Annotated in this window: 11 protein-coding genes; all 11 read right to left on the bottom strand. The window is 38.8% G+C overall.

What is annotated here, in order from left to right; all coding sequences use genetic code 11:
- Window positions 1-535 precede the first annotated feature (535 nt).
- A complete protein-coding gene (gene lysS / locus QBK89_RS09215; RefSeq protein ID WP_284140744.1) occupies window positions 536-2,023 on the bottom strand; it encodes a lysine--tRNA ligase in 1,488 nt (495 codons plus the stop codon).
- Window positions 2,024-2,256: 233 nt separating this feature from the next.
- Window positions 2,257-3,246, bottom strand: coding sequence for a tRNA dihydrouridine synthase DusB (gene dusB / locus QBK89_RS09210; protein ID WP_284140743.1), 990 nt, complete (start codon window positions 3,244-3,246; stop codon window positions 2,257-2,259).
- Window positions 3,247-3,248: 2 nt separating this feature from the next.
- Complete coding sequence (locus QBK89_RS09205; RefSeq protein ID WP_284140742.1) at window positions 3,249-3,470, bottom strand: helix-turn-helix domain-containing protein; 222 nt, start codon at window positions 3,468-3,470, stop codon at window positions 3,249-3,251.
- Window positions 3,440-3,946 (bottom strand): 2-amino-4-hydroxy-6-hydroxymethyldihydropteridine diphosphokinase, encoded by a 507-nt coding sequence (gene folK, locus QBK89_RS09200; RefSeq protein ID WP_284140741.1) that lies wholly within the window; start codon window positions 3,944-3,946, stop codon window positions 3,440-3,442. The genes QBK89_RS09205 and folK overlap by 31 nt, the downstream gene beginning before the upstream one ends.
- A complete protein-coding gene (gene folB, locus QBK89_RS09195) occupies window positions 3,939-4,307 on the bottom strand; it encodes a dihydroneopterin aldolase (RefSeq protein ID WP_284140740.1) in 369 nt (122 codons plus the stop codon). The genes folK and folB overlap by 8 nt, the downstream gene beginning before the upstream one ends.
- Window positions 4,300-5,130, bottom strand: coding sequence for a dihydropteroate synthase (gene folP, locus QBK89_RS09190; protein WP_284140739.1), 831 nt, complete (start codon window positions 5,128-5,130; stop codon window positions 4,300-4,302). The genes folB and folP overlap by 8 nt, the downstream gene beginning before the upstream one ends.
- Window positions 5,131-5,306: 176 nt before the next feature.
- Window positions 5,307-6,233 carry a cysteine synthase A gene (gene cysK, locus QBK89_RS09185; RefSeq protein ID WP_284140738.1) on the bottom strand — a complete coding sequence of 309 codons (927 nt, stop codon included), beginning with the start codon at window positions 6,231-6,233 and terminating at the stop codon, window positions 5,307-5,309.
- A 96-nt stretch (window positions 6,234-6,329) separates the two neighbouring features.
- The gene (locus QBK89_RS09180) at window positions 6,330-7,241 is read right to left on the bottom strand and encodes a peptidylprolyl isomerase (protein ID WP_284140737.1); all 912 of its coding nucleotides are present in this window, start codon (window positions 7,239-7,241) and stop codon (window positions 6,330-6,332) included.
- 35 nt (window positions 7,242-7,276) lie between these two features.
- Window positions 7,277-8,161, bottom strand: a complete 885-nt coding sequence (gene hslO / locus QBK89_RS09175; protein WP_284140736.1) for an Hsp33 family molecular chaperone HslO — start codon at window positions 8,159-8,161, stop codon at window positions 7,277-7,279.
- Window positions 8,162-8,211: 50 nt separating this feature from the next.
- Window positions 8,212-8,979, bottom strand: a complete 768-nt coding sequence (locus QBK89_RS09170; RefSeq protein ID WP_284140757.1) for a type III pantothenate kinase — start codon at window positions 8,977-8,979, stop codon at window positions 8,212-8,214.
- 164 nt (window positions 8,980-9,143) lie between these two features.
- Window positions 9,144-11,195: an ATP-dependent zinc metalloprotease FtsH gene (ftsH, locus tag QBK89_RS09165; RefSeq protein WP_284140735.1), complete on the bottom strand. Its 2,052-nt coding sequence runs from the start codon at window positions 11,193-11,195 to the stop codon at window positions 9,144-9,146.
- Between the last annotated feature and the right edge of the window lie 124 nt (window positions 11,196-11,319).

Below are 11,319 nucleotides of genomic sequence, written 5' to 3'. Positions count from 1 at the left end.
TTGCTTCTGATTTTATTTTGAAAAACGAGGTCCGTTTTTCTTGACATACTGGTCGTTTTGTTCAGTTTTCAAAGAGCAAAAAATAATTCGCCGTTCAAATTGGCGACTTGATTATCATACCATGCACACTCTTTAATGTCAATAACTTTTTTGTTATTTCTTTTTCGTTTTTTTATAAAGAATTGCGCTTGTCACCAACCTGCGTTGCTAATTTGGCGACTTTTTAAATATACCATGTTTGCTATGGTGTGTCAACAAAATTTTTAGTTGCATTTCACGGGAAAGATTCTTTCATTCATACTTTCTTCGTGAAGCAACGTTATTAAATTTACCATGATTATTCCCTTAAATCAAGATGAAAAACCAAGAAAAAATGTGGTAAAAAATTCCTTACATTTATTTATCCGAATCAAACCCTTATCAAACACTATTAGTAGTAGTTAAATTCTAATTCTGACCAGGTGTAGTGTAAAGGATAGAAAAAGACACCCTAGCTCAACCGTGAGCCTGGGTGTCCAATATACTTCAATATTCATTATTTATTACGCATTTGCGGGAACAATAGCACATCGCGAATGGATGGAGAATCTGTTAAGAGCATGACCAGACGGTCTATGCCAATTCCTAATCCACCAGTTGGAGGCATTCCATATTCCAGTGCCTCTAAAAAGTCTTCATCCATTAAATGAGCTTCATCATTTCCTTGTGCTCTTTCGTTCACTTGTGCTTCAAACCGTTCGCGCTGATCAATCGGATCATTCAACTCACTGAATGCATTGGCGTGTTCACGACCAACAATAAACAATTCAAAGCGGTCGGTAAAGCGCTCATCCTCTTTGTTCTTTTTCGCCAACGGAGAAATTTCTACTGGATGGCCGTAAATAAATGTAGGCTGTATTAATTTCTCTTCTACTTTCTGTTCAAAAAATTCGTTTACAATATGGCCGTATGTCATTGCATCCGTTATTTCTACATGGTGCTCTTTCGCTAGCTGTTTCGCTTCTTCATCACTCATATGATTCCAGAAGTCTACACCAGTATGCTCCTTCACAGCATCAACCATATGCACTCGCTTCCACTTCGGTTCAAGATTAATTTCTTGTCCCTCATACATAATCGTAGTTTTTCCTAATACCTGTTTTGCAATATGAGCAATCATATTTTCTGTTAAAGCCATAATATCACGATAATCAGCAAATGCTTCATATAATTCGATCATCGTAAATTCTGGATTATGACGTGTCGATACACCTTCATTACGAAATACTCTACCAATTTCATAAACCTTTTCCATACCACCCACAATAAGACGCTTTAAATGCAGTTCAATTGCAATGCGCATATATAATGGAATGTCTAATGCATTATGATGCGTTTCAAATGGACGAGCAGCTGCTCCACCTGGGATTCCATGCATCATCGGTGTTTCAACCTCTAAAAAGCCTTGTCCATTTAAATAGCTTCGCATCTCTTGAATAATCTTACTGCGAAGTACGAATGTTGCTTTACTATCCATGTTCGTAATTAGATCAAGATACCGCTGACGATAACGTTGTTCGATATCTTTTAAACCATGATATTTCTCTGGTAATGGGCGTAAAGCCTTCGTTAGTAATTGGAATTCCGTTGCTTTCACAGACAGCTCGCCTACATTTGTTTTAAACATAGCACCCGTAATCCCAACAATATCTCCTAAATCAACGGAATTAAAAATGCCATAGGCTTCTTCGCCAATTGCATCTTTACGAACATAAATTTGAATTTGTCCACTAGCATCCTGAATGTGAGCAAATCCAGCTTTCCCTTTACCACGCTTTGTCATAACCCGCCCAGCGATTGTCACAACAAAATCGGTGCTTTTTTCTTCTAGCTCTTCTTTCGAATATTTATCATAGCGTTGTTTTAAATCTTCCGCTAAATCTGTACGCTCAAATTTTCCGCCAAATGGGTCGATACCTCGGGTGCGGAGATCCTCCATTTTTTCATAGCGAACACGCATATGTTCATTTAATTCTTCCGACATGTATATCACTCCAATTATTCCTTTATATGTATGGTTAACAGTAACGATCCTTATTAACCACTAGTATATATAAGATTGCATTTGTTTTCATCCATTATTATCTATACGGGCATGATTTGCACAATGTTAAAAACAATAAAGTTATCATATTAGATTCTAGTACGACGTTACCAACCAATTTTGCAAAAGGAGAATCCGCCAGATTATCAACCTGACGGATGCTTATTCATTTGTTAAGACGCTTTATGCTCTCCTTCAAGCTTGGCCACATAAGCATACAAGACTTCCACTACTGCTTCTCTAGATTCCGTTTCATTTATTTGTCTGCGAACCTGTCCGTTTCCGTTTAATCCTTTTAAATACCAAGCTGCATGCTTGCGCATTTCCATAACCGCAACTTTTTCTCCCTTTAGTTGAATCAGTCGATCCATATGAAGGATACAAACATCAATTTTCTCCTTTGGTGTCGGATCTTTAATCAATTCACCTGTTTCTAAATACTTCACGGTTTGATAAATAATCCACGGGTTTCCAAGTGCTGCACGACCTATCATGACTGCATCTACACCCGTTTCATCAAGACGTTTTTTAGCAATCTGCGGACTATCAACATCTCCATTCCCAATTACAGGAATAGATACGACTTGCTTTACCTGTTTAATAATCTCCCAATCTGCAACGCCTTCATACAATTGCTTTCTTGTCCGCCCATGAATTGCCAGTGCTTTTGCTCCAGCTGCTTCAATAGCCTTTGCATTATCAACCGCATAGATATGCTCCTCGTCCCAGCCACTACGCATCTTTACGGTTACGGGCTTTTCGACAGAACTGACTACAGCTGAAACCATTTCATAAATTTTATCAGGGTCTAGCAACCAACGCGCACCTGCATCACATTTCGTAATTTTTGGAACAGGGCACCCCATATTTATATCAATAATACTTGCATTCGTATTTTGATCAACAAATTGTGCCGCTTCGACTAATGTCTCTTTTTCACCACCAAAAATTTGCAAGCTCATCGGCATTTCCTGTTCATCAATAAATAGCATGTTCATTGTTTGTTTGTTTTTATTGACTATGCCTTTATCGCTTACCATTTCTGCCGTTACTAGTCCAGCTCCAAACTCCTTCACCGTTAGACGGAAAGCATAATTGGATACGCCAGCCATCGGTGCAAGCACGACACGATTCGGAATCGTTATATTCCCAATCTTAAACAAGATCAGTCCTCCTTCTCACCTTGTTGCATGATCATTTCTTCCTTCTCTATTTCAAGCTTTGCTGCTATTTCATCAAGCAATGATTCAGGAGGCTTGCGAACACCACGTTCTACAGCACCAAGTACTGTTAATGGTACACCAATTTCTTTGGCAAATTGAGCCTGTGTATATCCTTTTAACTTCCGATATCCTTTTATTCTCCTGCCAACTCGTCTTGTGTCCATTTTTTTACGCCTTTCTTATCGCTTTCTGGAAGCTCCGCCAGCAAAGTCTTTACAAACGTTTCCCCTATTACAAGCTCAGGTACAAGCTCGAGTAATGGGATTAGCACGAATGCTCGCTCCATCATTCTTGGATGAGGAACAATCAATCGCTCCGTTTTTATATTTTCGTTATTATAATACAAAATGTCAAGGTCTATTGTTCTAGGACCAAAGCGAATCTCTCGTTTTCTGCCTAGTTCATTTTCAATTGTTTGACAGACATCCAGTAGTTCTATTGCTGATAAAGTTGTTTCCACAGCAATAACTTTGTTTAAAAAATCTGCTTGTTCCTTATAACCAACCGGTTCCGTTTCATAAATCAAGGACTCTTTACAAACGGATATTTGACGATGTGCTGCTAATCGTTCCATTGCTTCTGATAAATAACGAAAACGTGGTTCAATATTTGTACCTAATGCTATAAATGCTTTATTCATGATCTTTCTCCCGTAATATTTCTACTGATACCGCTTCATAATGACCAGGAATTGGCGGATCAGGCTTTTTCACACGTACAAGACATGCGTCCAATAAATCAAACGTGGCGAGTAATTTAGTCGCTATCAAGTCAGCTACCGCTTCGATTAAATTTTTAGCCTCTCCTTCGACGATCTCTTTTACCAATTCATAAACCTGTCCATAATGAATGGAATCATGCATGTTATCCGTTTTACCAGCTCTACTTAAATCTGTAAACAATTCCACATCTACCTGAAATCGCTGACCTAGCTTATTTTCTTCTGGAAGTAAGCCATGGTATCCGTAAAATTGCATATTTGTTAAAACAATCTTATCCATCAGCCCTTGCTCCTTCTCTTACCATTGCATCCATTACTTTAGCCATCTCCACATTTACTTTTACATTGTGCACGCGAATCATTTGCACGCCTTTAATAATTCCCATACAGGTTGTTGCACCTGTACCTAGATCCCTTTCTTTGGGGTCTGCATTCAATATATTTCCTATAAAAGTTTTGCGAGAGGTACCAAGCAGCACAGGATATCCCATTTCTACAAATTGTTCTAAATGATTCATTACAGTTAAATTATGCTGTGCGGTTTTCGCAAATCCAATACCTGGATCCAGAATAATATGCTCCTCTGGCACTCCTGCTTGTTTAGCAATTTCAATGCTTTCCTTTAAATCCTGTTTCATATCATCAACAAGCGAATGGTATGCTTTATTATTTCTGTTATGCATTAAAATGATGGGTACATCATAATCTGCTGCAACCTTCGCTATCTCAGGCTCTTTTTTAGCTCCCCATACATCATTAATAATTTCTGCACCAGCTTCAACCGCCTGCCTTGCTGTCTCTGCCTTATACGTATCAATTGAAATTGGAATAGACACCTTTTCCTTAATCGCTTTAATAATTGGAACAACACGCGCTATTTCTTCTTCCTCAGACACGGGGGCATGTCCTGGTCTTGTTGATTCACCACCCACATCAATGATATCTGCACCTTCTTTTTCCAAGCGGACTGCTTGGGCTACCGCATCGTCAACAGTTACATACGACCCACCGTCTGAAAAAGAATCCGGTGTAACATTTACAATTCCCATAATATGTGTTCGCTTTGATAAATCAAAGGTTTTTTTCTTTGTTACTAGCTTCATCGTACGCCAACCTTCCTAAACAATTATCTTGCTCTATCGTATCATATGCGAAAATTGATGTCGCCTATTTATTGATTCTACAAAATAAAACCAACACTGATAGCACGCGATTTACAACACACTTCATAGCAAAAAGAACAGCATGGTTTTCCCATGCCGTCCTTTGCCTTTAATTGTTATTTTTCTTCGTCAAATTGATACAATGGTGTTGACAGGTAACGCTCACCATTATCAGGTAAGATAGCAAGAACTTTTTTTCCTTTTCCAAGCTCTTTTGCTACCTTTCTTGCTGCTGCGATGGCCGCTCCAGCAGATATACCACCAAGAATACCATTTGTTTTCGCTACTTCCTTTGAAGTTGCAAATGCTTCCTCATTCGAGACTTTAATGACATGATCATAAACATCTGTATTTAATATTTTGGGAACAAATCCCGCACCAAGTCCTTGTATTTTATGTGGTCCTGCAGTTCCACCAGAAAGTACAGCTGAATCCTCTGGTTCTACTGCATAAATCGAAATGTCTTTAAACGCATCTCGCAATACCTTTCCAGCACCTGTAATGGTACCTCCTGTTCCAATGCCCGCAACAAACGCATCCAGTCCGTCCTTCATTTGTTCAACAATTTCTTTTCCAGTTGTCCGTTCATGTACGGTAGGATTTGCTTTATTATTAAATTGCTGTGGCATAAAATAGCCGTTTGCTTCTTTTAACGCTTCCGCCTTTTTAATGGCACCTTTCATACCTTCTGCACCAGGTGTTAACACAAGCTCTGCCCCATACGCGCGCAATATATTTCTCCGCTCCTGACTCATTGTATCAGGCATAACAACAACTAACTTATAGCCTTTAGCAGCTGCAACCATCGCAAGTCCAATTCCAGTATTTCCGCTTGTAGGTTCAATAATCGTATCTCCATCTGATAATTGACCTTCTTCTTCAGCAGCTTCAATCATCGCTAATGCGATTCGATCCTTTACAGAGCTTCCCGGATTCATGAACTCTAACTTTACAAAAATATCAGCAGCATCATCTTGCTCTTTTTTCAATTGTACAATCGGCGTTTGCCCAATTAATTGACTGATGTTATTCGCAACTCGCATTATTATTCCTCCTTAATTCATAGTAAACTTATAGGATTTATATATAATGTATGTTTTCTTCTACAAAATGTCAACAATACTGCTTTTTTAGGCTTGTTATTTTTCATTATATATCCAGTCTACCTTTAGCTCTTTCCACAACGGATCAGCCGTCAATGATTGCTCCATTTTTTCTAATGCTAATTCTGACTTAATATATGGTTTTAGTTCTTCATAAGAAAATTGGATTTCGGGTATGAAACGATGTAAGTAAATAATAGCTGCTCCATTCCCTACTGCAAAAGGCTCACTATACGTATGCTGTTTCATGTTTAAAGCTTGGTCATAATAACCATCCGGTAAAAATTGACTTGTTTCCGTGAAATAACCGAGGTAACCTCCGTCTTTTTTTGACTCTTCATCTGTCGTATATTCTCTTGCAAGTAAAGCGAATGACGCCCCCTCATCCAACTCTCTTTTTACTTTCTTTGCTGTCTCCATATCGTTAACAACAATATGCGAAAGCTGAATCGATGTACTAAAATCATATTGCTTATGATAGCCATCAAAATACGCTTTTAGTTCTTCCTCTGGTATACGAACATCTTCTGTTAAGAGCGCTTCAAGCTGATACCGATAAACAATATCGCTTTTCCACTTCGTTATTTGCTTTTCCATTTCCTTTTTTGAACGTATTCCTTGCATGGAAGTAAGATAAGCTATTTCTCGTTCAATAACTTTATCATGAACCTTTATATCTTTTTTATGTGCTAGCTGACTGACTACTTCACGATCAATCATGCCCTTTAGCTGTCTTTCCCCATGCGTATTTCGCATTGCCTGCATCCATTCATCAAAGCTTATTTCTTCTTTGCCAATAGTTGCTACCGCTTTTTTTCGGTCAACTTCCTTCTCGCCATCGCCAATATCTACAACTTGCTGTTCTCCATCTCTCGACCATAATAGTAAAGTTGCTACATTTGTAATAAGAAGCACAACTATAATCGATAACAAAAATCTTCTCGTCATACCTTACTCCCTTTCCTCATTCAGCAATTGGTACGCTATACATTTTCGTTTTTTTCAATTAATGCTTTTAATTGCTCCTCTTCAAAATGATACGTTTCATTACAGAAATGGCAAACCGCTTCTGCCCCGTGATCCTCATCAATCATTTGTTGGATTTCATCCGTTCCAAGCCCAATAATTGCCTTTTCAAACCGTTCCTTCGAGCATTTACATCGGAATGTAATTGGCATTTTTTCATGGAACTTAATTTGTTCCTCTTCAAATAGTCGTTGTAAAATCTGTTCTGGATTATTGCCTTCTTCGATCAATGCTGAAATACTCGGGAATGATTGAATTCTTTTTTCTAAATTTGTAATTAACTCGTCGTCCGCCCCAGGCATAATTTGTATAATAAATCCACCTGCAGCTAATACCGAGTGATTCGGATTAATTAATACCCCAGCACCAACAGCAGATGGAACCTGTTCAGATACAGCAAAATAATACGTAAAATCCTCACTTATCTCTCCAGATACGATTGGACTATTTCCAGTGAAGTAGTCTCGTAATCCTAAATCTTTCACAACACTAAGACTTCCTTCTGTTCCTACCGCTCTTGCTACATCCAGCTTTCCTGCTGCATTCGTTTCAAAATCAACATGTGGTTGCGAAACATAACCGCGAACCTCTCCTTTTGCATTTCCATCTGCAACAATTGCGCCGATTGGTCCCGTTCCTTCAATTTTCGTAGTGATTGTGTCATCACCCTTCATCATTGCTCCCATTAAAGCTGTAATTGTAAGAGTCCGACCCATAGCCGCTGTTGCTGTCGCCCACGTATCTTGACGCTTTCTTGCCTCTTCTACCATATTTGTTGAAGTAATCGCATATGCTCTTACTTTTCCTTCATAAATGGTTGCTTTTACTAAATAATCTTCCATGAGGTTGATTCTCCCTTGCATTCAGTTTATTAAATATTCTAATTCAAACACTAATTATTGCTATGATAAATCTCATATAAGCCTTTTAATGTTAGATGTGGGTCGACAATATCAATTGTTTCCGAGCCATCCGCGATTAATGTCGCAAGCCCACCAGTAGCAATCACTTTTGGATCTTGACTTATTGTTTGCTTCATTCGGTTTACAATCCCGTCAACTTGGCTTACAGCACCATAAAAAACGCCAGACTTCATTGCTTCTACCGTAGAAGAACCAATGACATTTGCAGGAGCTTCAATTTCAATCTTCGGAAGCTTTGCAGCCTTTTGATATAACGCATCCATAGAAATATTTATTCCCGGGGAAATAATTCCCCCACAATACTCACGGTTTTCATTAACAAAACAATATGTCGTCGCAGTACCAAAATCAATAATAATTAAAGGAGCACCATATTCTTTTATTGCCCCTACCGCATTTACAATACGATCTGCACCAATTTCCTGTGGGTTTGGATAGCTCATTTTTAAATGAGAACGAACTGTTTCCTTCCCTACCACAAGGGGATCAGTATGAAAGTAATCTCTACACATTTTTTCCAATGCAAACATAATAGGCGGTACAACAGAAGAAATAATAACGCCATTAATTGCTGCAAAGTCTAAGCCCCTATGATTAAACAGCGATTTTATTAGCATACCAAACTCATCTGCCGTTTTATATCGATCTGTTTTTATACGCCATTCATACTTTAGGTTATGTTTTTCAAATACGCCAAGGACTGTATTTGTATTTCCTACATCTAATACAAAAAGCATACTCACATCATACCTTCCTGCTTGTGTCATCAATCATTGCTTTCTATAAATATACCATAAATAATTTTCAATCCGAAAATGTCCCAACTCGTGTAATGGTTATTTTATTTATTGACCCATTAAAAAGGCAGTCTCCACTTTGAGAGACCGCCTTATACATACTTTTAATTTTTCTTATTTTCATCTGAAGAATCGGATTCATCGTTTACAGCATCTTCAGCTGTATCTTCTTCATTCCTTTTCTCCTTGAGCTTTTCATTCGCTCTTTCCTTCGCTTCTTCAAAGGACTCCGGTGACTCTAACGATTCATCGTCCTTTGACTTAATCGTTACTTTTACATCGCTCGCTGGTGCTGGCTTATCCCCCTGCTTTTCTTCCTCGGCTTCTTCAGGCTCAGGAAGCACCCCATCCTCGAACAAGGATTTAATTTGCTTTGCATCCAACGTTTCTACATCAAGAAGCGTTTGTGCAACCAATTCAAGCTTATCCTTATTCTCGGTAAGAATCTTTTTCGCTCTGTCATAGCAATGATTAATAAAGTTTTGCATTTCCTTATCAATCTCAAACGCAATGGTATCACTGTAGTTTTGTTCATTTTGAATATCTCTACCCAAAAATACTTCTCCACCACCACTAGAAAATTGCAATGGACCAATTTTTTCACTCATGCCATATTCAGTAATCATTTTTCGTGCAATGTTTGTTGCACGCTGGAAGTCATTGGAGGCACCAGTACTTACCTCTCCAAAGATAATTTCCTCCGCTACACGACCACCTAACAAGCCGGTAATCTTGTCAAACAACTCTGGTTTTGTCATGAAGTATCTGTCTTCTCTTGGAAGCATTACTGCATAACCACCAGCCTGACCACGAGGTACGATAGTAACCTTGTGCACCATATCTGCATCATCAAGCACCATACCAATAATGGTATGCCCACTTTCATGATATGCAACAATATTACGTTCCTTTTCTGAGATTACTCTACTCTTCTTCGCAGGACCTGCAATTACACGATCAATTGCTTCATCTACATCAAGCATGTCGATCTGTTTTTTATCTTGACGAGCTGCTACAAGGGCAGCCTCATTCAATAGATTTTCTAAATCTGCACCGGAAAAACCTGGTGTCCGTAAAGCAATTACATGTAAATCAACCGTCTCATCGAGCGGCTTGTTTTTCGCATGAACCTTTAATACTGCTTCACGTCCTTTAACATCTGGTCGATCGACGGTAATTTGACGGTCAAAACGGCCTGGACGTAAAAGTGCAGGATCAAGAATATCCGGACGGTTTGTCGCTGCAATGATAATGATTCCTTCATTTGCACCAAAGCCATCCATTTCAACGAGCAATTGGTTCAACGTTTGTTCTCTTTCATCGTGACCACCGCCAAGACCGGCACCACGTTGACGTCCAACTGCATCAATCTCATCAATAAATATAATACACGGTGCGTTCTTTTTCGCGTTTTCAAATAAATCACGAACACGGGATGCACCGACCCCAACAAACATCTCCACAAAGTCAGATCCACTTATAGAGAAGAATGGCGTTCCAGCCTCTCCTGCTACTGCGCGGGCAAGTAATGTTTTACCTGTTCCAGGAGGTCCTACTAAAAGCACTCCTTTAGGTATTCGAGCACCTAACTCGGAAAACTTGCGAGGATCCTTAAGGAATTCTACGACTTCCACTAATTCCTGTTTTTCCTCATCTGCACCAGCTACATCTTTAAAACGGACTTTCTTCTTTTCTTCACTGTACATCTTCGCCTTACTCTTTCCAAAATTCATTACACGGCCACCGCCGCCACCTTGAGCTTGACTAAGAATAAAGAAGAAGAATAATCCGAGTATGAGAAACGGAATCATGCCAGTTAGAAAAGTTACCCATCCACTTGGTTGCTCTGCTTCTTTAACCTTTAGCACGCTTTGTTCCGTTGCTCTTTCTGTTATATCTTTAACGATATCGGGATTATCTGGTACTTGAGCAATAAACTGCTTATCTTCTTTTTCCAGTACCCCTGTTATGCGCATTATGCCATGTGCTGGCTGCAACGTCATTTCTTTAATCTCATCGTTATTCAACGCTTGCATAAATTCTCTTACATTAAATTCTTTAGCTTGTTCGTTCTGTCCATTAAATACTCCAATGACTCCAATTACAACGAGCAATAAGAGCAAATAAAAGAACGTATTCCGAAATATGCGATTCATTGCCTACCTCCTCCCAAACGGGAAAAACTATATTAAATAGTACCATAGTAAAAAGTTGCATGACAACTAATTTTACTTATGAAACGTAAAATAATCTTAATCATTTCGAGGGATCGATTTTACG

The organism is Virgibacillus sp. LDC-1, from assembly GCF_030137545.1.
Classification (GTDB): domain Bacteria; phylum Bacillota; class Bacilli; order Bacillales; family Amphibacillaceae; genus LDC-1.
Note: the sequence above shows the minus strand (reverse complement) of the source record. Positions and strands in the feature narration are given on the sequence as shown.

Excerpts from the sequence above, each read along its gene's own strand:
- lysS (WP_284140744.1), bottom strand. The coding sequence starts at position 2,023 with ATGTCGGAAGAATTAAATGAACATATGCGTGTTCGCTATGAAAAAATG.
- QBK89_RS09205 (WP_284140742.1), bottom strand. The coding sequence starts at position 3,470 with ATGGACACAAGACGAGTTGGCAGGAGAATAAAAGGATATCGGAAGTTA.
- folK (WP_284140741.1), bottom strand. The coding sequence starts at position 3,946 with ATGAATAAAGCATTTATAGCATTAGGTACAAATATTGAACCACGTTTT.
- folB (WP_284140740.1), bottom strand. The coding sequence starts at position 4,307 with ATGGATAAGATTGTTTTAACAAATATGCAATTTTACGGATACCATGGC.
- folP (WP_284140739.1), bottom strand. The coding sequence starts at position 5,130 with ATGAAGCTAGTAACAAAGAAAAAAACCTTTGATTTATCAAAGCGAACA.
- cysK (WP_284140738.1), bottom strand. The coding sequence starts at position 6,233 with ATGCGAGTTGCGAATAACATCAGTCAATTAATTGGGCAAACGCCGATT.
- QBK89_RS09180 (WP_284140737.1), bottom strand. The coding sequence starts at position 7,241 with ATGACGAGAAGATTTTTGTTATCGATTATAGTTGTGCTTCTTATTACA.
- hslO (WP_284140736.1), bottom strand. The coding sequence starts at position 8,161 with ATGGAAGATTATTTAGTAAAAGCAACCATTTATGAAGGAAAAGTAAGA.
- QBK89_RS09170 (WP_284140757.1), bottom strand. The coding sequence starts at position 8,979 with ATGCTTTTTGTATTAGATGTAGGAAATACAAATACAGTCCTTGGCGTA.
- ftsH (WP_284140735.1), bottom strand. The coding sequence starts at position 11,195 with ATGAATCGCATATTTCGGAATACGTTCTTTTATTTGCTCTTATTGCTC.